This window comes from Streptomyces sp. NPDC051976 (genome assembly GCF_040680795.1).
In the GTDB taxonomy this organism is placed as follows: domain Bacteria; phylum Actinomycetota; class Actinomycetes; order Streptomycetales; family Streptomycetaceae; genus Actinacidiphila.
On sequence record NZ_JBFAXL010000005.1, the window covers coordinates 63256 to 85456 of the forward strand.

20 protein-coding genes are annotated in these 22201 nt (G+C 72.9%); 13 read left to right on the forward strand and 7 right to left on the reverse strand.

Translation table 11 applies throughout. The annotated features are described in order from the left end of the window. Positions 1-7: 7 nt before the first annotated feature. Complete coding sequence (locus AB0M29_RS07675) at positions 8-1075, reverse strand: acyl-CoA desaturase (protein ID WP_365380414.1); 1068 nt, start codon at positions 1073-1075, stop codon at positions 8-10. 296 nt (positions 1076-1371) lie between these two features. Here AB0M29_RS07675 and AB0M29_RS07680 point away from each other — a divergent pair, with 296 nt between their 5' ends. The 7 genes from AB0M29_RS07680 to AB0M29_RS07710 all read left to right on the forward strand — a co-directional run bounded on the left by AB0M29_RS07680 (position 1372) and on the right by AB0M29_RS07710 (position 10457). Then, entirely contained in the window at positions 1372-3813 is a 2442-nt protein-coding gene (locus AB0M29_RS07680) for a Tex family protein (protein ID WP_365381023.1), read from the forward strand. A gap of 117 nt (positions 3814-3930) precedes the next feature. Continuing rightward, complete coding sequence (locus AB0M29_RS07685) at positions 3931-5913, forward strand: Xaa-Pro dipeptidyl-peptidase (protein WP_365380417.1); 1983 nt, start codon at positions 3931-3933, stop codon at positions 5911-5913. Positions 5914-6040: 127 nt separating this feature from the next. Further along, on the forward strand, positions 6041-6223 hold the full coding sequence (locus tag AB0M29_RS07690) for a hypothetical protein (RefSeq protein WP_365380420.1): 183 nt from the start codon (positions 6041-6043) through the stop codon (positions 6221-6223). A gap of 63 nt (positions 6224-6286) precedes the next feature. After that, positions 6287-6832, forward strand: a complete 546-nt coding sequence (locus AB0M29_RS07695; protein ID WP_365380422.1) for an MOSC domain-containing protein — start codon at positions 6287-6289, stop codon at positions 6830-6832. Positions 6833-6837: 5 nt separating this feature from the next. Continuing rightward, a complete protein-coding gene (locus AB0M29_RS07700; RefSeq protein WP_365380425.1) occupies positions 6838-7410 on the forward strand; it encodes an NADAR family protein in 573 nt (190 codons plus the stop codon). A gap of 447 nt (positions 7411-7857) precedes the next feature. Beyond that, a complete protein-coding gene (locus AB0M29_RS07705) occupies positions 7858-8931 on the forward strand; it encodes a 2-oxoglutarate and iron-dependent oxygenase domain-containing protein (protein WP_365380428.1) in 1074 nt (357 codons plus the stop codon). Between the two features lie 146 nt (positions 8932-9077). Further along, positions 9078-10457, forward strand: coding sequence for an FAD-dependent oxidoreductase (locus AB0M29_RS07710; protein WP_365380431.1), 1380 nt, complete (start codon positions 9078-9080; stop codon positions 10455-10457). Positions 10458-10468: 11 nt separating this feature from the next. Here the strand turns inward: AB0M29_RS07710 and AB0M29_RS07715 are convergent, their stop codons facing one another. Further along, complete coding sequence (locus AB0M29_RS07715; RefSeq protein WP_365380434.1) at positions 10469-11497, reverse strand: hypothetical protein; 1029 nt, start codon at positions 11495-11497, stop codon at positions 10469-10471. Positions 11498-11642: 145 nt separating this feature from the next. Next, complete coding sequence (locus AB0M29_RS07720) at positions 11643-12197, reverse strand: PadR family transcriptional regulator (RefSeq protein WP_365380437.1); 555 nt, start codon at positions 12195-12197, stop codon at positions 11643-11645. A gap of 125 nt (positions 12198-12322) precedes the next feature. Here AB0M29_RS07720 and AB0M29_RS07725 point away from each other — a divergent pair, with 125 nt between their 5' ends. Beyond that, a complete protein-coding gene (locus AB0M29_RS07725) occupies positions 12323-13078 on the forward strand; it encodes an alpha/beta hydrolase (protein WP_365380439.1) in 756 nt (251 codons plus the stop codon). Here the strand turns inward: AB0M29_RS07725 and AB0M29_RS07730 are convergent. Next, positions 13065-13670, reverse strand: a complete 606-nt coding sequence (locus AB0M29_RS07730) for a class I SAM-dependent methyltransferase (protein WP_365380442.1) — start codon at positions 13668-13670, stop codon at positions 13065-13067. The genes AB0M29_RS07725 and AB0M29_RS07730 overlap by 14 nt on opposite strands. A 13-nt stretch (positions 13671-13683) precedes the next feature. On the opposite strand from AB0M29_RS07730, the gene AB0M29_RS07735 reads away from it, so the two are divergent. The 3 genes from AB0M29_RS07735 (at position 13684) to AB0M29_RS07745 (ending at position 15815) form a co-directional block, all read left to right on the forward strand. Then, positions 13684-14019, forward strand: coding sequence for a YnfA family protein (locus AB0M29_RS07735; protein ID WP_365380445.1), 336 nt, complete (start codon positions 13684-13686; stop codon positions 14017-14019). A gap of 83 nt (positions 14020-14102) precedes the next feature. Next, positions 14103-14507 (forward strand): roadblock/LC7 domain-containing protein, encoded by a 405-nt coding sequence (locus AB0M29_RS07740; RefSeq protein ID WP_365380447.1) that lies wholly within the window; start codon positions 14103-14105, stop codon positions 14505-14507. Positions 14508-14618: 111 nt separating this feature from the next. Then, positions 14619-15815 carry a DUF6397 family protein gene (locus AB0M29_RS07745; protein ID WP_365380450.1) on the forward strand — a complete coding sequence of 399 codons (1197 nt, stop codon included), beginning with the start codon at positions 14619-14621 and terminating at the stop codon, positions 15813-15815. Here AB0M29_RS07745 and AB0M29_RS07750 read toward each other — a convergent pair. Then, on the reverse strand, positions 15702-16568 hold the full coding sequence (locus AB0M29_RS07750; protein WP_365380453.1) for an acyl-CoA thioesterase II: 867 nt from the start codon (positions 16566-16568) through the stop codon (positions 15702-15704). The genes AB0M29_RS07745 and AB0M29_RS07750 overlap by 114 nt on opposite strands. A gap of 43 nt (positions 16569-16611) precedes the next feature. Then, entirely contained in the window at positions 16612-19125 is a 2514-nt protein-coding gene (locus tag AB0M29_RS07755) for a DUF3516 domain-containing protein (RefSeq protein WP_365380456.1), read from the reverse strand. Positions 19126-19258: 133 nt separating this feature from the next. Between AB0M29_RS07755 and AB0M29_RS07760 the strand changes: the two genes are divergently transcribed. After that, complete coding sequence (locus AB0M29_RS07760) at positions 19259-20053, forward strand: metal-dependent hydrolase (RefSeq protein ID WP_365380458.1); 795 nt, start codon at positions 19259-19261, stop codon at positions 20051-20053. Here the strand turns inward: AB0M29_RS07760 and AB0M29_RS07765 are convergent. Next, the gene (locus AB0M29_RS07765; RefSeq protein WP_365380461.1) at positions 20046-20642 is read right to left on the reverse strand and encodes an XRE family transcriptional regulator; all 597 of its coding nucleotides are present in this window, start codon (positions 20640-20642) and stop codon (positions 20046-20048) included. The genes AB0M29_RS07760 and AB0M29_RS07765 overlap by 8 nt on opposite strands. A 97-nt stretch (positions 20643-20739) precedes the next feature. Between AB0M29_RS07765 and AB0M29_RS07770 the strand changes: the two genes are divergently transcribed. Then, on the forward strand, positions 20740-22140 hold the full coding sequence (locus AB0M29_RS07770) for an MFS transporter (RefSeq protein ID WP_365380463.1): 1401 nt from the start codon (positions 20740-20742) through the stop codon (positions 22138-22140). Positions 22141-22201 lie beyond the last annotated feature (61 nt).

The window sequence follows — 22201 nt, forward strand, 5'->3', positions numbered from 1 at the left end:
GGGCGGGTCAGGGGTGGTCGCGGAGGGGGGCGCCGACGTGGTGCATGTGGGTGAGGGCCTGGGCGTAGGAGTCGAGGAGGGTGGTCTCGGTGTAGGGGATGCCGACGCGGCGGCAGTGGGCGCGGACCAGCGGCTGGGCGAGGCGGAGGTGCGGGCGGGGGAGGCTGGGGAAGAGGTGGTGCTCGATCTGGTAGTTGAGGCCGCCGAGGAACCAGTCGGTGACCGGATTGCCGCGCACATTGCGGGAGGTGAGGACCTGCCGCCGCAGGTGGCCCCAGCGGGAGCCCTCCTCCGGCATCTCCATGCCCTTGTGGTTGGGCGCGAAGGCGCAGCCGAGGTGGAGGCCGAAGAGCGCGTGGTGCAGCGCGGCGAAGGCGAGGGCCTGCCAGAGCGGCATCGCGAGCAGCAGCATCGACGTGTAGAGCGCCAGGTGGGCGACCAGCAGACCGCCCTCGGTGAGGCGTTCGCGCGGCGGCCGCCGCCGCAGGTCCTGCAGGCTCGCCACCTTCAGGGCCAGCCCTTCCAGCAGCAGCATCGGGAAGAACAGCCGGGCCTGGTGCCGGGTCAGGAAGCGCGCGAAGCCCTGCCGCTCCACCGCCTGCGCCCGCGTCCACACCAGCGCGCCGACCTCGACGTCCGGGTCCTTGCCCACATGGTTGGGGTTCGCGTGGTGCTTGTTGTGCTTGTCGCTCCACCACCCGGCGCCCATGCCCAGCAGCAGATTGCCGTGGAAGAGCGCCAGCGCCCTGTTCACCCGCCGGTCCGCCGCGATCTGCTGGTGCCCGGCGTCGTGCCCGAAGAACGCCGTACGCGCCCCCAGCACCGCCGCCGGCACCGCCAGCGCCAGCACCCACCACGACCCGGTCCCGCCGACCAGCACCACCGCCGACCAGACCACCGCGACGGCCACCAGGTTCACCGCCATCGACCGCACATAGTGGTCGGTCCTGCGGCGCAGCAGCCCCGCGTCCCTGACCTGCCGCAGCAGCGGCGCGAACTCACTGCCCGCGTCCGCCGCCACCTCCGGCGCGGGCACCGGCGGGGCGGCGACGAGTGTGCTGCTGGCGGTCGGCATGAGGGCTCCTCGGAAGTCCGGCGACGTACGGGAAACGGCCTGGTCGGCCACATCTCGACGCTAGGGATCAGGCGCCACCCCGGGCCATGGCGCCATCACCCGGCCGTTCCGGGTGCCAGCCGCCGCAATCCCGGGGGATAACCCCACCCGCCCGCCGCCGCGAACTCCGGCGCCCCGCCGCCGCGGAAACCACTGCGCTGATCCGGCCGCCGGAGCCGTGAGCGGACACCGGTCGGCGTCTACGATGCAGGGCAAGGCACCACGGGCGAAGAGCCCCGCACACGAGGAGCGAGATCATCAGCGGTAACGGATCGGTCGAACGCAGGATCGCCGAGGAACTCGGCGTACGCGAAGGACAGGTGCGGTCGGCCGTCGAGCTGCTCGACGGCGGGGCGACAGTGCCGTTCATCGCGCGCTACCGCAAGGAGGCGACCGGCACCCTCGACGACGCGCAACTGCGCACCCTGGAGGAGCGGTTGCGCTACCTGCGGGAACTCGACGAGCGGCGCGCGGCCATCCTGGAGTCGGTCGAGTCGCAGGGCAAGCTCGACGACGCCCTCAAGGCGCAGATCATGGCCGCCGACTCCAAGGCCCGGCTGGAGGACATCTACCTGCCCTTCAAGCCCAAGCGCCGCACCAAGGCGCAGATCGCCCGCGAGGCCGGCCTCGAACCGCTCGCCGACACCCTGCTCGCCGAGCCCGGCACCGACCCGCAGACCGAGGCGGCCTCGTACGTGTCCGCCGACAAGGGCGTCGAGGACGCGGCGGCGGCGCTGGAGGGCGCCCGCGCCATCCTCACCGAGCGCTTCTCCGAGGACGCCGACCTCGTCGGCGAACTGCGCGCCCGGATGTGGACCCGCGGCAGGCTGGTGTCGGCGGTCCGGGAGGGCAAGGAGGAGGCGGGCGCGAAGTTCTCCGACTACTTCGACTTCGCCGAGCCCTTCACCAAACTCCCCTCGCACCGCGTGCTGGCGATGCTCCGCGGCGAGAAGGAGGAGGTCCTCGACCTCACCCTGGAGCCCGAGGAGCCCACCGAGGACGGCCCGTCCAGCTTCGAGCGCCGTATCGCGCAGAATTTCGGCATCGCCGACCGCGGCCGCCCGGCCGACAAGTGGCTCGCCGACACGGTCCGCTGGGCCTGGCGCACCCGCTTCCTGGTCCGCCTCGGCATCGACCTGCGCGTGCAGCTCCGCCAGGAGGCCGAGGACGAGGCCGTACGGGTCTTCGCCGCCAACCTGCGCGACCTGCTGCTCGCCGCCCCCGCGGGCACCCGCGCCACCATGGGCCTCGACCCCGGCCTGCGGACCGGTGTGAAGGTCGCCGTGGTCGACGCCACCGGCAAGGTCGTCGCGACCGACACGATCTACCCGCACGTGCCGCGCAACAAGTGGGACGAGTCGCTGGCCACGCTCGCCCGGCTGGCGAAGGCCCACCAGGTCGACCTGATCGCCATCGGCAACGGCACCGCGTCCCGCGAGACGGACAAGCTCGCCGCCGACCTGATCAAGCTGCACCCGGACCTGAAGCTCACCAAGGCCGTGGTCTCCGAGGCGGGCGCCTCCGTCTACTCCGCCTCCGCCTACGCCTCTGCCGAACTCCCGGACCTGGACGTGTCGCTGCGCGGCGCGGTCTCCATCGCCCGCCGCCTGCAGGACCCGCTGGCCGAGCTCGTCAAGATCGACCCGCGGTCGATCGGCGTCGGCCAGTACCAGCACGACCTGTCGGAGCTGAAGCTGTCCCGCTCCCTCGACGCCGTCGTCGAGGACTGCGTCAACGGCGTCGGGGTGGACGTCAACACCGCGTCCGCGCCGCTGCTGCGCCGGGTCTCCGGCATCACCGAGGGCCTGGCGGGCAACATCGTGGCGCACCGCGACGCCAACGGCCCGTTCCGCACCCGCAAGGACCTCAAGGAGGTGGCGCGGCTCGGCCCGAAGGCGTACGAGCAGTGCGCGGGCTTCCTGCGGATCCCCGGCGGCGACGACCCGCTGGACGCCTCCAGCGTGCACCCGGAGGCGTACCCGGTGGTGCGGCGGATCAGCGCGACGGCGAAAACGGACGTCAAGTCGCTGATCGGCAACGGATCGGTGCTGCGGGCGCTGCGCCCGCAGGACTTCGTGGACGACTCCTTCGGTCTGCCGACCGTCACCGACATCCTCGCCGAGCTGGAGAAGCCCGGCCGCGACCCGCGTCCCGCCTTCAAGACCGCGACCTTCAAGGAGGGCGTGGAGGAGATGAAGGACCTGCGGCCGGGAATGATCCTGGAGGGCGTGGTCACCAATGTGGCCGCCTTCGGGGCGTTCGTGGACGTCGGCGTCCACCAGGACGGGCTGGTCCATGTCTCCGCGCTCTCCGACTCGTTCGTCGCCGACCCGCGCGAGGTCGTCAAGCCGGGCGACATCGTGCGCGTGAAGGTGCTCGACGTCGACCTGCCGCGCAAGCGCATCTCGCTGACGCTGCGGCTGGACGACGAGCCCGGCGCATCCTCGCGCGGCGGCGGCCAGCGCGGTGACCGCGAGCAGCGCGGCGGCGGTGAGCGGCGCGGCGGTCCGCCGCGCCAGGGCGGCGGCCAGAACAGGCAGGGCGGCCAGGGCGGCCAGGGCGGTCAGGGCCGTGGCCAGGGCCAGAACCGCGGTCAGGGCCAGGGCGCCGGTCGCCGCGGCGGCGGCAACCAGCAGCCCGCGCCGGGCGGTGCGATGGCCGACGCGCTGCGCCGCGCGGGCCTCACCGGCAAGGGCTGACCCACCCGTCACACAGGGTCCCGCGGCCGCCGGCGGCCGCGGGACCGTACGGTGTCACGCAACTCCGTTGTGGCGGCCCCCTGTTGGCATGGCCGAACCAAGGGTTAGCCTCCGGCAGTGCTCTCACACACGCGGGCTGCCCGCTTCCAGTGGATCACCGTGGTGCTGGCGGTCATCGCCGCCATGGCCGCGGTCCTGATCGCCCCCACCGCCGCACGCGCCGACAGCGCCGCACGCGGCGGCACCGTACGGCACGGACTGAGTCAACCCGACTACTCCTACGCCGACGCCGTCCGAGAGGCGGTGTGGGTGGACACCGGCCTCGACGGTGACGGCGACGGCCGCACGGACCGCGTCGCCGTCGACATCGTCCGCCCCTCCGAGCCCGCCAAGGCCGGACGCAAGGTCCCCGTCATCATGGACGCCAGCCCGTACTACTCCTGCTGCGGACGCGGCAACGAGAGTCAGGTCAAGACCTACGACGCCAGCGGGAACATCGTCCAGGCGCCGCTCTTCTACGACAACTACTTCGTGCCGCGCGGCTACGCGTCCGTGCTGGTCGACCTCGCGGGCACCAACCGCTCCGACGGCTGCGTGGACGTCGGCGGGCCCTCCGACGTGCAGTCCGCCAAGGCCGTCATCGACTGGCTCAACGGCCGCGCCCACGGCTGGAGCGCACGCTCCGGCGGCCACGCGGTCGCCGCGAGCTGGGCCAACGGCAGCGTCGGCATGATCGGCAAGAGCTGGGACGGCACCATCGCCAACGGCGTCGCCGCCACCGGGGTGCGCGGTCTGAAGACCATCGTGCCGATCAGCGCGATCTCCTCCTGGTACGACTACTACTTCCACCAGGGCGCCCCGCTCCAGGACGGCCCCGAGTGGCTGTCGGACTACGTGGAGAGCGACGGCGCGCACGCCCACTGCGCCGCCGAGCAGCAGAAGATCATCGACGGCTCGCCGCGTACCGGCGACTGGACGCCGTTCTGGACCGCGCGCGACTACGTCAAGGACGCGGCGAAGGTGAAGGCCAGCGTCTTCGCGGTCCAGGGCATGCAGGACCTCAACGTACGCACCAAGCACTTCGGCCAGTGGTGGACCGCGCTGTCCGCGCAGGGCGTCGAGCGCAAGGTGTGGCTGTCGCAGACCGGCCACGTCGACCCGTTCGACTACCGCCGCACCGCCTGGGTGCCCACCCTCCAGCGGTGGTTCGACCACTACCTGCTCGGCGTGGACAACGGCATCCAGCGCGAGCCGATGGCCGACATCGAGCGCGGCGTCGACCACTGGACCACCGACCGCGTGTGGCCCGCGCCCGGCACCCGCACCACCGCGCTGAACCTCGGCCCGACGGCCACCGACGGCCTCGGCACCCTGGGCACGAAGCACGCCCGGTCCGGCGCCACCGAGTCGTTCACCGACGACCCGAGCCTGTGGGAGGAGGACTGGGCGGCCGCCGCGGACGCCGCGACCCCGGCCAAGACCGCGTTCACCACCGGCGTGCTCGCCAAGGACCTGCGGCTGTCCGGCGGCGGCACCTTCACCGTGACCGCCACCTCGTCCACCACCAGCGCCCACCTCTCGGCCGTCCTGGTCGACCTCGGGCCCGCCACCATCCGCAACTACAACGGCAACGGCGAGGGCATCACCACCGGCACCACCCGTTCCTGCTACGGCGAGAGCACCGCCGGTGACAGCGCCTGCTTCCTCGACACCAGCGCGGACACGACCACGGTCGACCACACCGTCTTCAGCCGCGGCTGGGCCGACCTCGGGCACTACGCGTCGCTCGCGCACGGCGTGCCCCTCGTCCCGGGCAAGCCCTACACGATGACGATCCAGCTCGCCGCGACCGACCATGTGGTCCCGGCCGGGCACCGGCTCGCGCTGATCGTGGCGGGTACCGACAACGGGCTGATCCTGCCGCCCGACACCACTCCCAAGGTGACGGTCGACCTGTCCCATTCGGTGCTCCGGCTGCCGCTGGTCGGCGGCTACGGGGCGCTGTCCACGCGTCCCGGCGCCCTGGCGCCGCGCACGTCGGTCGCCCTGACGCCGCCCGCTCCGGCGCCGTCGTTCACTTCCGCGGCCCGTCTGGGCTGACACCCGCCCGGTTCCCCCCGGACAATCGGGGGGAACCGGGACGGTCGTCGACGCGTTCCAGTGGGTAGGAGCGAGCGGTAAGGTGCGGCGCGGATCGTCGCGGGCCGCCGTGAACGGAGGCGGGGACATGTCGAATCGCACAAAGGTCGTCATCGGTGGTGTGGCGGTAGGGCTGCTCCTGCTGATCTTCCTGCCCTGGTGGGTGACCTTCCTGATCGTCGTCGGTGTGCCGGTGGCCGCCTACCTCACCCTCGACCCGTCCCAGCGGCGCAGGCTGCGCCGCAACAGCCGTCGGCAAATAGGTCGCTGACCTGGGACGACCCCCGATAGGGTGATCGCAGGATCATCCATTCGGACGAGGAGCGGCACCTCTGTGGACAGCGGCACGGTCATCGCGGTCAGCCGCGACGCGGAACACCGGTTCAGCAAGGCCAACGAGGACAGCATCCGGCTGCTCGCCGGACTCGGCGTCGAGGGCGACGCCCATCTCGGGGTCACCGTGCAGCACCTGTTCCGTATCGCCCAGGACCCGACACAGCCGAATCTGCGCCAGGTGCACCTCATCCACGCGGAGCTGTTCGACGAGCTGCGCCTCGCCGGGTACGACATAGCCCCCGGCGACCTGGGGGAGAACGTCACGACCCGGGGGATCGACCTGCTCGCCCTGCCCTTCGGCGCCCGGCTGCGGCTCGGCGCCGACGCGGTCGTGGAGATCACCGGTCTGCGCAACCCCTGCCTGCAGATCGACGGTTTCCGCTCCGGCCTGCTCAAGCAGGTGATCGGCCGGGACGAGGCGGGACGGATCGTCCGCAAGACCGGGATCATGGGCATCGTGCTGGAGGGCGGCGAGATCCGTCCCGGCGACACGGTGGCCGTCGAGCTGCCCGCCGCCCCGCACCGCCCCCTCGAGAAGGTCTGAGCGCGATGACGGACGTCGGGGCGGCGGACGCCCGCTCGGTGGAGCAGCTGATCGCGCACACCAGGACCGGGCAGCGGGTGAAGTACCTGGCCTTCTGGGGGCACCGCCCGCAGCGCGACGGCAGCATCGGCGCCGGCTGCCTCAGCCAGTGGTGGCCCGCGCCCTTCACCGTCGACGGCGTCACCTACGCCACCGCCGAGCACTGGATGATGGCGGGCAAGGCCCGGCTCTTCGGCGACGCGGAGGCCGAGCGGCTCGCCGTCGAGGCCGTCCACCCCAAGGCCGCCAAGAGCGTCGGCCGCACCGTACGCGGCTTCGACCAGGCGGTCTGGGAGCGGGAGCGCCTCGGCCTGGTCACCGAGGGCAGCGTCCACAAGTTCGGCAGCGACCCGGCGCTGCGCCACTTCCTGCTCACCACCGGCGACCGCGTCCTGGTCGAGGCCAGCCCCGTGGACCGGATCTGGGGCATCGGCCTCGCCGCCGACGACGAGCGCGCCGAGCGGCCCGACGCCTGGCGCGGCCTGAACCTTCTCGGCTTCGCACTGATGGAGGCCCGCGCCCGGCTGGTGGCCGCCTGACGGGGGGCCGCCGGGCGGGGGGCCGCCGGGCGGGGGGCGCCGACTGATGCGCTGCCTGACTGGGGTCCGCCGGACCGGGGTGCGAGCACTCGCGTGGCGGCCGCGCCGACTGGCGGCCGCGGGACCGGGGTGCGGCCGCCCTTGCCGGAAGCGCTCGCACCCCGGTGACCTGCGTCACCGCGCTTCCCGGAGCGGCGACGTACTCTTGGGCGCATGACCCGGACCCTGCTCGTACGGCGCCGCCACGTGGACTTCGTCCGCGTCACGAGCATGTCCTGTCACCGGCACGGCTGAATCCCCGCCTCGCTGTACCGCCGCCCGGCCTCCGGGCGTGCCCCCGCCCCAGCCGATCAGCCCGGTCCCCGTGACGCCCGTACCCCGGAAGCCGTCGCGCCCGCGGACGGCCACCGCCGCCCGCCGCCGGGTCCCACACCCGCGGATGTACCCATGTCGCAGCAGTCCCCGTTCCCCCAGCCCGGCCCCGGCACGCACGATGCCCGGCCCTCCCGGCTCCAGCTCCCGGTGATCGACCTGTCCGCCGCCACCTCGGGTGATCCCGGGGCCCGCGCGCGGCTGCGCGCCGACCTCCACCAGGCCGCCCACGGCACCGGCTTCTTCCAGCTCACCGGCCATGGCGTCACCCAGGCCGAGACCGACGCCCTGATGACGGCCGTACGGTCCTTCTTCGCGCTTCCCGAGGCCGACCGCCTCGCGGTGTCCAACCTGAAGTCGCCGCACTTCCGCGGCTACACCCGGATCGGCGACGAGCACACCGGCGGCAGCCGCGACTGGCGCGACCAGCTCGACATCGGCGCCGAGCGCCCCGCCCGGATACCCACCGCCGCGGACCCCGCCTACTGGTGGCTGGAAGGCCCCAACCAGTGGCCCGCCGCCCTGCCCGGTCTGCGCGTCGCCGCGCTGGGCTGGATGGACCGGCTCAGCGGTGTGGCCCGGCTGCTGCTGCACGAACTGCTCGCCGCCATCGGCGCCCCCGAGGACTTCTACGACGACATCTTCGCGGACGCCCCCCACCTGCACCTGAAGATGGTCCGCTACCCCGGCAGCGCCCCGGGCGCGGACGAGGGCGACGGCCAGGGCGTCGGCGCCCACAAGGACTACGGCTTCCTCACGCTGCTCCTCCAGGACTCCGTCGGCGGCCTCCAGGTGCAGCGCGACGACGGCCTCTTCCACGAAGTGCCGCCGCTGCCGGGCGCCTTCGTCGTCAATCTGGGCGAGCTGCTGGAGGTCGCCACCGACGGCTACCTGAAGGCCACCAACCACCGGGTCGTCTCGCCGCCCGGCACCCGCGAGCGCTTCTCGGTGCCGTTCTTCTACAACCCGCGCCTGGACGCGCACGTCAACGCGCTGCCGTTCCCGTACGGCGACCAGGCGCCGGGCGTCAGCCAGGACGCGGCCAACCCGCTCTTCGCCGAGTACGGCCGCAACGAGCTGAAGGGCTGGCTGCGCGCGCACCCCGAGACCGCCCGCCGCCACCACGCCGACCTCCTGGCACCCGCCTAGCAGGCAGCCGCCGCCAATTCCCGCGCCCGCGCGGCCGGGTGGCGGCGCCACGGCACCCGCGGGCATCCGGCGGCACCTGATGTGGCGCGCCACGTAGGGTTCCCAGGCGCGCACCTCGCGCGGCCGATCAGAAGGGGACCGAAGATATGACGGAACGTCTGGTGGTCATCGGCGGTGACGCGGCGGGGATGTCGGCCGCGTCCCAGGCCCGGCGCCGCAGAGCCGCGGACGACCTGGAGATCATCGCGTTCGAACGCGGCCACCACACCTCGTACTCCGCCTGCGGCATCCCGTACTGGATCGGCGGCGCCACCGACGGCCCCGACGCGCTGGTCGCCCGTACCGCGGACGAGCACCGGGCCCGCGGTATCGACCTGCGCCTGGGCACCGAGGTGGTGGCCGTCGAGCCGGACCGGGGCCGGGTCCGCAGCAGGGACGCGGACGGCCGCGAGGAGTGGACCGGCTACGACCACTTGGTCATCGCCACCGGCGCCCGGCCCGTACGGCCGCCCGTCCCCGGCATCGACGCGCCCGGCGTGTTCGGGGTGCAGACCCTGGACGACGGCGAGGCGGTGCTGCGCGGCCTGGACCGGGGCGGGGTGCGGCGCGCGGTGGTCGTCGGCGGCGGCTACATCGGCGTCGAGATGGCCGAGGCCATGCTGCGGCACGGCCTCGACGTCACCCTCGTCGACCGCAACGACCAGCCGATGAGCACCCTCGACCCCGACATGGGACGGCTGGTGCGCACCGCCCTGGAGGGACTCGGCGTCCGCGTCGTGTCCGGGGCCGCGGTGCGCGAGGTCCTCACCGGGCCCGACGGGCGGGCGTGCGGCGTCGCCACGGACGACGCCGAGTTCCCCGCGGACATCGTGGTCCTGGGCGTCGGGGTACGCCCCGGCACCGACCTGGCCCGTGACGCGGGACTGCCGCTGGGCGCGCACGGCGGGCTGCTCACCGACCGGGCGATGCGGGTCCGCGGCAGCGAGCGGATCTGGTCGGGCGGCGACTGCGTGGAGGTGCTCAACCTCGTCTCCGGCGGCCTCCAGCACATCGCGCTCGGCACCCACGCCAACAAGCACGGCCGGATCATCGGCACCAACATCGGCGGCGGCTACGCCACGTTCCCCGGTGTCGTCGGCACCGCGGTGAGCAAGGTCTGCGACGTCGAGATCGCCCGTACCGGCCTGAAGGAGTCCCAGGCGCGGGCGGCGGGGCTGGAGTTCGTCACGGCCGTCATCGAGTCCACCAGCCGGGCGGGCTACTACCCGGACGCCGCCACCATGACCGTCAAGATGCTCGCGGAACGCGGCACCGGGCGGCTGCTCGGCCTGCAGATCGTCGGCCGCGAGGGGGCCGCCAAGCGGGTCGACATCGGCGCGGTCGCCCTCACCGCCGGGATGACCGTCGACCAGATGGTCTCGCTCGACCTCGGCTACGCCCCGCCCTTCTCCCCGGTCTGGGACCCGGTGCTGGTGGCCGCCCGCAAGGCCGCGGACGTGGTGCGGGCGGACACCAGGAAGGGCTGAGCGGCGTCGGTTCAGGCCGACGCCGCGGCCAGCTTGCTGAGCGCTTCGAGCAGCGGCGGCAGTGACGGTCCTCGGCCCACCGGCAGCACCTCACCGGGTGCGTCGTCCAGCAGGACGAAGGCGATGTCGTCCGTGCGCGCCACCAGGCTCCACCCGGGCCCGTCCGCCCGCACCGCACCATGGACGGTCCGCACCCGTCCCGGCGGCGGCGGATTGCGTACGTACTCCTCGGCGCTCTCCAGCACATGGCGTATGCCCTTGTGCGAGATGCCGGTCTGGGGGGCGGCGTCGTCGGAGGAGGCATCAGATGCGGCGTCGGACGCGGGCGCAAGTGAGGTCTCCGCGTCCGGCACCTGGGAGGTGTCCGGCGCGTCCGCGGAATCCGGCACCTTGGTGTCGGATTCCGCCGTTTCCGCCGTTTCCGCCGTTCCGGCTGGGGACTCGGCGTCGGCGGGATCGGTGACTGTGTCGGTCGGCTGCGCCTTTTCCGCCGCCTCTGTTGTGTCGGCCGGCTCCGTCGCCTCCGGCTCGGCCGCTTCGGGCTCCGCCGTCTCCGCGTCCAGTTGGTCGCGCCACTCGTGCCAGCGTACGGCGATCTCGTCGGCGCCCAGGCGGCGTTGCGGCGGGCCCCAGACGGAGGTGTCGGGCGGGGAGAGCGGGGCGCGGCCGCCGTCCTCCTCGGTGGGGTCGTGCGGGTCGGGGATGCCGGGCACGGAGACGGCCACGGGGAGCGGCCAGCCCGGCAGGGACGCGGCGAGGCTGTTCTCGTCGGGGGAGAGGTCGTACTCCAGCCCGCAGTCCCAGGCGGCCAGCGCGCACGCCACCATGGCGGCGTCGGTGGTGGCCACCGTCCAGCGCGCCCCGGCGCCGTCCTGCCCGAAGACCAGGCCGTACCCGTCGGGCATCGGCTCCAGACCCAACTCGGCGCACGCCGCCGGGTAGTCGTCCCCCAGCACTCCGGGGAACCGCCCCGGTGTCAGCATCGCGGCAGTCAGCACGAACAGCGCGTCGTCGTCCTCCGGGTACTCGGCCGCGGCCATCCGGTGCCTCCCTGTTGTCTCGTCCGCGCACCTTAACCAGCGGGTAACGTCCACGTCGAGGGGTTGCGGAGGCCCGAAATCGGGTGCGACCGCGCAGGTGGGCCGCCTGCGCTCCCGCGGGGCACCGTATCCGGCGCTCCCGCTCTCAGAGCTTGGCCGCTCGGGCGGTCCGCGACGGCTTCCCGAGCGCGTCCAGCGTCGTGTGCAGCCAGCCCAGTTCGGCCTCGCTGGTGGCGCGCGCGATGGTGAGGATGCCCTGCCGGAACGGATCGTCGAGCTCCTCCGCGCGCAGTGCGCGGTCACCGTCGTAGAAGAAGCTGGAAGGCTGTTCGAGGAAGGCCAGCCTGCGGCGGAGCACGGCGGCCTGCGCGCCGCGGCCGGGCAGGTGCCGCAGGAAGGCGAGCACCGTGAACCAGCGGTTCTCGTCGCTGATGTCCAGGTCGGCGGGCTCGGCCAGCCGCCGCAGCAGTTCGTCGTGCCCCTCCGGCGTCAGCGTCAGCACATGCCGGGGCGCCGCCACCGCGCCGGGTTGCGTCTCGCGCCGCAGCCACCCGGCCTTCTCCATGCGCTTGATCGCCGGATAGAGCGTGCTCTCCGCGACCGGTTTCACGTGCCCTGTGAGCGCCGCGATGCGTTTGCGCAGCTCATAGCCGTGCAGTGGGGCCTCGTGGAGGAAGCCGAGGATCGCCAGTTCCAACATGCCCGTCATTCTGCCTCACTCTCGGAGTACCACGGTGGCGTAGTACCTCGGTGACGATGTATGTTCTTCGCATCGGACAGGCCCGAACCCCGTCCGGGGTTCGGCCGGGGAGAGGCGGTTCAGCGGTGCGGCAGACGGAATTCGGACCAGAAGGTGCGTTCATTCGCTGGACGGAGGCGGCCGGTGCGGAGCCGACGCGGGTCCATGTGCACGGACTTGGCGCCACGTCGGGCGCGTACACCGCTCATATAGGGGCGCATCCGGCACTCGCGGGACGCCGGACGCTTTACGTGGACCTGCCCGGCTTCGGGATCAGCGACCGCCCGGCCGACTTCGGCTACTCCTTGGAGGAGCACGCGGACGCGCTGGCCGCCGTTCTCGACGCGGCCGGGGTGCGCGGCGCCGAGGTGGTCGGGCACAGCATGGGCGGGGCGGTGTCCATCGTGCTGGCGCACCGGCGGCCGGAGTTGGTCTCCCGCCTGGTGCTCGCCGAGGCCAACCTCGACCCCCAGCCGGTCGTCCCCACCGGCGGCAGCGGCATCGCCGCCTACACGGAGGAGGAGTTCGTCGTCGGGGGCGGGTTCGACGAGACCCTGGAGCGGGTCGGCTGGCGGTGGCGCGCGACGATGCGGCTCGCCGACCCCGTCGGGCTGCACCGCACCGCCACCGCCCTGGCGCGGGCCACCCGGCCGACGATGCGCGCGATGCTGGTGGCCATGGACATCCCGCGCACCTACCTGGTGGGGGAGTTGAGCGAGGACCTCGACGACCGCGACGGGCTCGTGGCGGCCGGCGTCGACGTGGTCACCCTGGCGGGCGCGGGCCACTGCCTGATGTTCGACAACCCGCAGGCGTACGCGGAGGCGATCAGCGCCGCCTGACCGCCACCGCCAGATAGCGCTCCTCGCCGTCGTCGTACAGCGACAGCTCCCAGCCGGTGCGCGTCAGCAGCGGTACGAGCTGGGGTGCGGCCCTGACGTCGTCCGGGCGCAGTTCATGGCCGCGGCGGGCCGCGAGGGCGGCGCGTCCGATGGGGTGGAACAGTGCCAGCCGTCCGCCGGGCCGTGTCACCCGGGCCAGTTCGCGCAGGCCCGCCTCTGGATCGGGCAGATGGTGGACCAGCCCGGCGGCGAGGACCGCGTCGAACGCGCCCTCGCGCAGCGGCAGCCGGGCGCCGTCCCCCTCGACCAGGGCGCCGTCGTGATGGCGGCCGAGCACGGTGGCCTCGCGCAGCATCTCTGGTGTCAGATCCACGCCGACGACGGTGCCGGACGGGCCGACGGCCTCGCGCAGCAGCGGCAGCGCGCGAGCGGTACCGCACCCGGCGTCCAGGGCGCGTCCGCCGGTGGTCAGTCCCAGCTCCGCGACGGCGGCCCGGTAGGCCGGTGTGTCATCGGGGAAACGCTTCTCCCAGCCGACGGCCTTCGCCGCGAAGAACTCCCTGACCTGGCGTCGTTCCGTCTCCATGCCCATGCATCATGGTCGCATGATCCCGCTCCGCTCGGTCGCTCTCTTCGTCCTCGCAGCCCTGCTGGAGATCGGCGGCGCATGGCTCATCTGGCAGGCGGTACGGGAGCACCGCGGGATCGGCTGGGCCGCCGCGGGGATCGTCGCCCTCGGGCTCTACGGCTTCGTCGCCACCCTCCAGCCCGACGCCCAGTTCGGCCGCATCCTCGCCGCCTACGGCGGGGTGTTCGTCGCCGGATCACTGGTGTGGGGGATGGTCGCGGACGGCTACCGGCCGGACCGCTTCGACGTCATCGGAGCCGTCGTCTGCCTGCTCGGCGTGGGCCTCATCATGTACGCGCCCCGGGGCCGCTGAACACCGTACGCGTCGGTAGGGGGGTTGCCGAAGCGCGCCCGGCAGGTCAGGCTCGGTACCGCAGTGGAGATGGGAGGCAGGTAATGACGGTGGGCAACGGGCTCGCTTGGCTGCTCGACGAACTGACGCAGCGCGTGCCGCACGTACGGCACGCACTCATCCTGTCGAACGACGGGCTGGTCACCGGCGCGAGCGCCGACATCGACCGGGAGACGGCCGAGCACCTGGCCGCCGTCTCCTCCGGATTCCACAGCCTCGCCAAGGGCGCGGGGCGGCAGTTCGGCGTCGGCGCGGTGCGGCAGACCATGGTCGAGTTCGACGAGGGCTTCCTCTTCGTGACCGCCGCGGGCGACGGGAGCTGCCTGTCCGTCCTCAGCGGGATGGAGGCGGACGTCGGCCAGGTCGCCTACGAGATGACGCTGCTGGTCCACCGGGTCGGCGAGCACCTCGGCGTGGCACCCCGTCAGCCGGGAGCCACACCCTCCTGAGCTGCGCGTTTCGCGCGGGAATCGAGTTATCCACAGGCCAGGAACGGGTGGTGGCGCCCTGCGGTACATTCGTGACTGAGAGTAATCGAATGGACCGGGGGAGTGATGACGATGAAGACCGCGAAGAACGTCAGGGCAGCGAAGCCCGCTGTGAGCGTCGCGTGGACGTCGGGGAGTGTGCCGAAGCCGGGACCGGGGGCCGCCGCCCGGCCCACGATCTCGTTGAACCGCGCGCGGGAGGAGCTGGGGCTGAGCTTCGCCGACTTCGAGCTGGCACTCCAGCTCGGGGAGATCCGCACGGTGGCGTGTGGCGGCGGCCAGTGGCGGGTCGGCGCCGCCGAGCTGGCCAGGGTGCGCGGCCGGGAGGGTCACCCGCAGGTGCTCCTCGACCGGCTGCGGCTCGTGACGTCGGGGGAGGCCGCCGAGCTGATCGGCATCAGCCGTGACCGCCTGGTGCGGCTGACCAGGGCCGGGCTGATCCGGCCGGTGCGCTGGTACGTCAACCGCTACCGGGCGCTGGTGTGGCTCTATCTCGCCCACGAGCTGCGAAGCTTCGCCGACGAGTCCCCGGCCCTGCTGCGCGGACGGCTGCCCGCCGGCCTGCGGGAGAGCCTGGACGAGGGCGAGGACCAGCGGGCCCGCGGCTGGCGCGCGCGCCGCGTCGCCCAACTCGTCAGGGACGCCCACGACCCGTGGGAGGAGGCGGCCGTCTGGGCGGCGCTCCTCGGGCCGGAGGTCGTCGGTGACGCGGTGCCCGACCCCTACGAGCGGGCCAGGCTGCGCAGGATCCGGGAGGCGCTGCCACCGGGCCGGCCGGGACCGCTCGCCGGACCCGAGCTGGTCAGAAGCATCACGACCGCCGACCACCCCGACGAGATCACCCTCGCCCTCTTCGCCCTCGACGCGGCCCTGCACCGGGCCCGCGCGGAACACCCCGCGCCACGTCCGGCGCTCACGGTCCCACCGGATCCCCGTCCGGACCCTCGCCCGGAGCCGGGTCCAGGTCCGCGCCCTGACCCGCGCCCGGCCCGGTCGTCGGCCGCTGGGCCCGCGGACCCGGCGGCGGCACCCGCGCCACTGCCCCGGCCGCCGCACCCGTCCGCGTCCCCGCGGGTGTCCCCGCCCCCGCCTCGGCCGGGTACCCGGTCCCGGCAGCGGATGGGCCTGCTGGGGAGGCTGCGCGGGCGCCGGCGGTCAGCCGCCGATCCTGCGGAACAGCCCTTCCTGCATCACGGACACGAGCAGCCGACCCCGCCGGTCGAAGATCTGTCCCCGCGCCAGGCCGCGGGCGCCGGTCGCGATGGGTGACTCCTGCTGGTAGAGGAACCACTCGTCGGTGCGGAAGGGCCGGTGGAACCACATGGCGTGGTCCAGCGACGCCATGTCGAACCCCCGCGGCCCCCACAGCGGCTCGACCGGTACGCGTACGGCGTTGAGCAGCATCATGTCGCTCGCGTAGGTCAGCGCGCAGGTGTGCACCAGCGGATCGTCACCCAGCGGTCCCACCGCGCGCATCCAGACCGCGCTGCGCGGCTCCGCGCCCCGGACCTCCTCAGGGGTCCAGCGCAGCCGCTCCACATAGCGGATGTCGAACGGCTGACGTCGCTCCATCCGCTCCAGCGCCTCTGGCAGCACCCCCAGGTGCGACCGGAGTTCGTCGCCGAGCCGCGGCAGGTCGTCCGGCTCCGGCACCTCGGGCATCGGCAACTGGTGCTCGAATCCCGGTTCCGGCTGATGGAAGGAGGCCGTCAAGTTGAAGATCGTCCGACCCTGCTGGATCGCCACCACCCGGCGGGTGGTGAAGGAGCGGCCGTCGCGGACCCGCTCGACCTGGTACACGATCGGCACCCCGGGGCGACCGGGCCGCAGGAAGTACGCGTGCAGCGAGTGGACCGGCCTGGCACCGTCGGTGGTGCGGCCCGCAGCCACCAGCGCCTGCCCGGCGACCTGGCCGCCGAACACCCGCTGCAGGCGCTCCTGGGGGCTGCGCCCGCGGAAGATGTTCTCTTCGATCCGCTCCAGGTCCAGCAGATCCACCAGCCGCTCGGCGGCGTTCGTCATCGTGGCTCCCTCACCGTGCGCCCCGGCCGCCCCGCCCGCCCGGTCACAGCTCGCCGACGCCGGTCAGCCGCACCACCGCGCGGCCCTCCTCGTCGGAGGCGGCCAGGTCGACCTCAGCGGAGATGCCCCAGCCGTGGTCGCCGTTGGGGTCGGCGAAGGTCTGCCGGACCCGCCACAGACCGTGCTCGGGCTGCTCCTCGATCTGCAGCAGCTTCGGACCGCGCGCGTCGGGCCCGGTCCCCAGGTCGTCGTACTCGTCCCAGTAGGCGTCCATGGCGTCCGCCCAGGTGTCCGCGTCCCATCCGGCGTCCGCGTCGAGTTCGCCGAGCTGGTAGTACTTCTCCAGCGCGGCCAGCTCGACCCGGCGGAAGAGGGCGTTGCGCACCAGGACCCGGAAGGCGCGGGAGTTCGCGGTGACCGGCTTGACCTGGTCGGCCTTCTCCGCCGCCTGCTCGGCCGTCTCCTCCTCCGGGTTGGCGAGCTGCTCCCACTCGTCGAGCAGGCTGGAGTCGACCTGCCGGACCAGTTCGCCCAGCCAGGCGATCAGGTCCTGGAAGTCCTCCGACTTCAGGTCGTCGGGCACGGTGTGCTCCAGCGCCTTGTACGCGCTGGCCAGGTAGCGCAGCACGATGCCCTCAGTGCGGGCGAGTTCGTAGTAGGAGGTGAACTCGCCGAAGGTCATGGCCCGTTCGTACATGTCACGGATGACGGACTTGGGCGACAGCGGGTGGTCGCCCACCCACGGGTGACTCTGCCGGTAGACGCCGTAGGCGTGCGACAGCAGCTCTTCGAGGGGCTTGGGATAGGAGATGTCCTGCAGACGCTCCATCCGCTCCTCGTACTCGACGCCGTCCATCTTCATCTCGGCGACGGCCTCACCGCGGGCCTTGTTCTGCTGGGCCGCCAGGATCTGCCGCGGGTCGTCGAGCGTGGACTCCACCACCGAGACCATGTCCAGGGCGTAGGAGGGGGACTCCTTGTCGAGCAGTTCGAAGGAGGCCAGCGCGAAGGTGGACAGCGGCTGGTTCAGGGCGAAGTCCTGCTGGAGGTCGACCGTCAGCCGGATGATGCGGCCCTCGGCGTCCGGCTCCGCGAGCCGCTCCACCACACCGCCGTCGACCAGCGAGCGGTAGATGGCGATGGCCCGTCGGATGTGGCGCAGCTGGTGCCTGCGGTCCTCGTGGTTGTCCTCCAGGAGGCGGCGCATCGCGTCGAAGGCGTTGCCCGGCCGGGCGATCACCGACAGCAGCATGGTGTGGGTGACCTTGAAGCGGGAGGTGAGCGGCTCCGGCTCGGCGGCGATCAGCCGCTCGAAGGTCAGGTCCGACCAGTTGACGAAGCCCTCCGGCGGCTTCTTGCGCACCACCTTGCGGATCTTCTTCGGGTCGTCCCCGGCCTTGGCGAGCGCCTTCTTGTTCTCGATGACGTGCTCGGGGGCCTGCGCCACCACGAATCCCGCCGTGTCGAAACCGGCCCGCCCCGCCCGCCCCGCGATCTGGTGGAACTCGCGGGCCCGCAGCGTCCTCACCCGGGTGCCGTCGTACTTGGTGAGCGCGGTGAACAGCACCGTGCGGATGGGCACGTTGACGCCGACCCCGAGGGTGTCGGTGCCGCAGATGACCTTCAGCAGACCCGCCTGGGCCAGCTTCTCCACCAGCCGCCGGTACTTGGGCAGCATCCCCGCGTGGTGGACGCCGATGCCGTGCTTGGCGTAGCGCGCGAGGTTGCGGCCGAAGGTGGTGGTGAAGCGGAAGTGGCCGATCAGATCGGAGATGGCCTCCTTCTCGGCCTTGGTGCACATGTTGATGCTCATCAGCGCCTGGGCCCGCTCGACGGCCGCCGCCTGCGTGAAGTGCACGATGTAGACCGGGGCCTGCCGGGTCTCCAGCAGTTCGGTGATCGTCTCCGTCAGGGGGGTCGTCACATAGTCGTACGACAGCGGCACCGGCCGGGTCGCCGACCGTACGACGGCCGTGGGACGTCCGGTCCTGCGGGTCAGGTCCTCCTCGAAGCGGGAGACGTCACCCAGCGTCGCCGACATCAGCAGGAACTGCGCCTGCGGCAGTTCCAGCAGCGGGATCTGCCAGGCCCAGCCGCGGTCCGGCTCCGCGTAGAAGTGGAACTCGTCCATGACCACCTGGCCGACGTCCGCGGCGCGCCCGTCCCGCAGCGCGATCGAGGCCAGCACCTCCGCGGTGCAGCAGATCACGGGCGCGTCCGGGTTCACCGAGGCGTCGCCGGTCAGCATGCCGACGTTCTCGGTGCCGAACAGCTTGCACAGGTCGAAGAACTTCTCCGACACCAGCGCCTTGATCGGCGCGGTATAGAAGGTCACCTCGTCGCGGGCCAGCGCGGCGAAGTGCGCACCCGCCGCGACCAGGCTCTTTCCGGATCCGGTCGGGGTGGAGAGGATCACGTTCGCACCCGAGACCACCTCGATCAGCGCCTCCTCCTGGGCCGGATAGAGGGCGATGCCCTGGCCTTCTGCCCACGTGGAGAACGCTTCGAAGAGGGCATCGGGGTCAGGGCTGGAAGGGAGCTGATCGATAAGGGTCACCCCACCATCTTGCCTGCCGTGGCGTCCCTGGGCGGAACCGGAGGCGGCGCCATTGATCGCCAGCGATATGGTGTGCCGTCGACGACGCGTCAACTCCGCCCGCGGGCGGCCTTGTAGGGGGCTGAGCACCACCATGATGGGACCTGCGCACTCACTGTCCGGAGCGGCGGCCTGGCTGGCCGTCGGAGCCGTGGCGGCGGGCCTCGACCACCCGATGCCGTGGCCGACCCTCGTGGTCGGCGCGCTCATCTGCGCGGGCGCGGCCCTCGCCCCCGACCTCGACCACAAGGCCGCCACGATCTCGCGGGCCTTCGGGCCGATCTCCCGCGGCCTGTGCGAGATCATCGACGGCCTCGCGCACGCCACGTACAAGGCGACGCGGAAGGCGGGCGACCCCCGCCGCGCGGGCGGCCACCGCACCCTCACCCACACCTGGCTGTGGGCGGTTCTGATCGGCTCCGGCTGCTCGGCGGCGGCCGTCTACGGCGGCCGGTGGGCGGTCCTGGCGATCCTCTTCGTGCACATGGTGCTGGCGGTGGAGGGCCTGCTCTGGCGGCAGGCGCGGATGTCCAGCGACGTCCTGGTCTGGCTGCTCGGCGCCACCAGCGCCTGGGTGCTGGCCGATGTCCTCGACAACCCGGGCAACGGCAAGGATTGGCTGTTCACGCAGCCGGGGCAGCACTACCTCTGGATCGGCCTGCCGATCGTCCTGGGCTCGCTCGTGCACTGCATCGGCGACGCGCTGACCGTCTCCGGCTGCCCGATCCTGTGGCCGATCCCGCTGGGCCGCCGCCGGTGGTACCCGGTCGGGCCGCCGAAGTTCATGCGCTTCCGCGCCGGCAGCTGGGTGGAGCTGAAGGTCCTCACCCCGGTCTTCTTCCTCCTGGGCGGCGGCTGCGCCCTCGGCGCCCTGGGCGTCTTCAGCTAGCTTCCGGGGAGGGGCCGGCCGCGGTCGGCCCCTCACGGACGACCGCCCGGTCGCCCCGGGGCCCGAACAGGTGGAGGATCTCCACGGTGCCGGTGCCCGCGGGGCCGAACCAGTGCGGCTGCCCCGTGTCGAACTCCGCCACCTGCCCGGGGCCGAGCACGAGCTCCCGCTCCCCGAGGACGAGCCGCAGCTCACCGGCGAGGACGTACAGCCACTCGTAGCCGTCGTGGGTGACGAGCTTGGGCTCGCGCGGGGCCAGCACCTGTTTGAAGACCTGCACCCGGCCCGGGTACTGGGTCAGGGGCACGAGGGTGCTGCCGTGCCCCTTGCGCAGGGGCGCGAGGTGCACGCGGGGGTCGCCGCTGGCGGGCGCGGCCACGAGCTGGTCCAGTGCGATGCGGTGGGTGCGGGCGAGCGGGATGAGCAGTTCCAGGGTCGGCCGCCGCCTGCCCGACTCCAGCCGGGACAGCGTGCTCACCGAGAACCCGGTCATGGCGGCGAGCGCCTCCAGGGTGAGCCCGCGGTCCCGGCGCAGCGCGCGCAGCCGGGGCCCGATGCCGTCGAGTATCTGCCGCAGTTCCTCTTCCATGGGTTCCATTTTGCGGCCTTCGCAAAAGTGATGGGCCGCGCCCCAGGCACCGCCTGAGCATGGCCGGGCAGAGATCCCCGGACCTGAGAGGTGGGCCGTGACCGCCACGACCACAGCCGTACGACCCGTTCCTGCACTGAGCGCGCGCAGACGCTGGACGGTGCTGGCCGTCTGCTGTCTGAGCATGTTCCTGGTGGGCCTGGACACCACCATCGTCAACGTGGGCCTGCCCGCCATCGGACGGGGTCTGGACGCCGGGACCCGACGGCTGGAATGGACCGTGGACGCGTACACCCTCGTCCTGGCCAGTCTCCTGATCTCCTCGGGCGCTCTGGCCGACCGGTTCGGGCGCCGGCGGGTGTTCCAGAGCGGCCTGGCCGTGTTCGGCGCGGCCTCCGTGCTCTGCGCGCTCGCCCCCTCGGTGGACGCGCTCACCGCCGCCCGCGCCGTGCAGGGGATCGGCGCCTCGATGCTCAGCCCGGTGGCGCTGGCGATCGTGGTCAACGCGATGCCCGACCCCAAGGAGCGGGCGCAGGCGATCGGTGTCTGGGCGTCGGTTTTCGGGATCAGCATGGCCGCCGGGCCCGTCGCGGGCGGCGCCCTCATCGACGGCTTCGGGTGGCGGTCGGTGTTCTGGGCCAATGTGCCGGTGATCGTCGTGGCCCTGGTGCTCAGCGCGGTGTTCGTCCCCGAGTCCCGGGCGCCGCGGGCGCAGCGTGTCGACCTGCCGGGCCAGGCGCTGCTGACGGTCGCCATCGGGGTCGCGGTCGGCGTCCTCATCGAGGGGCCGCACATCGGCTGGACGTCGCCGGTCGCGCTGTCCGCCTACGGGCTGGCCGTCGCGGTGGCCGCCGCCTTCGTACGGGTCGAGTCCCGGCGCCCGCAACCGCTGATCGATCCGGGACTCTTCCGCAGCCGAGTCTTCAGCAGCGCGGTGCTGGGCGCCCTGGCGGTCTTCGTCGCCCTCAATGTGACGCTGCTGCTCAACACCCTCTACCTGCAGCACACCCGGGGCTGGACACCGCTGGCCGCCGGGCTCGCGACCCTGCCCATGGCGGCCGGCGCGACCGTCTGCGCGCCGCTGTCCGGGCGGATGGTCGGCCGGGTCGGCGCACGGCCGCCGCTCCTGCTCGCCGGCAGCTTCATCACCGCCGGCGGACTGTGCCTGGTCGGGCTCGACCGGCACACCGCGGTGCCGCTGCTCCTGGTGGCCTACCTGCTCATCGGCATCGGCTTCGGCTTCGCCAACGCCCCGCTCACCAACACCGCGGTGAGCGGACTGCCCCCGGCCCGGGCGGGAGTCGCCGGGGCGATCACGTCCACCGCCCGCCAGCTCGGCGCCGCGATCGGCATCGCGCTGGCGGGCGGACTGGTGGCGGGCAGCGCCCCGGCGGGGCTGGCACACGCCTCCCGCCCCGGCTGGATCCTGGTCGCCGCCTGCGGACTGCTCCTGCTGCTCGTCGCCCGCGCCGCGCGCCCGCCGGCGCGGGTCGGCTAGGGCCTGTCCGGCGGGCGTGCGTGCCAGGCGCCGCCGGGGCCGTTCGTGATCCGCCGGACAG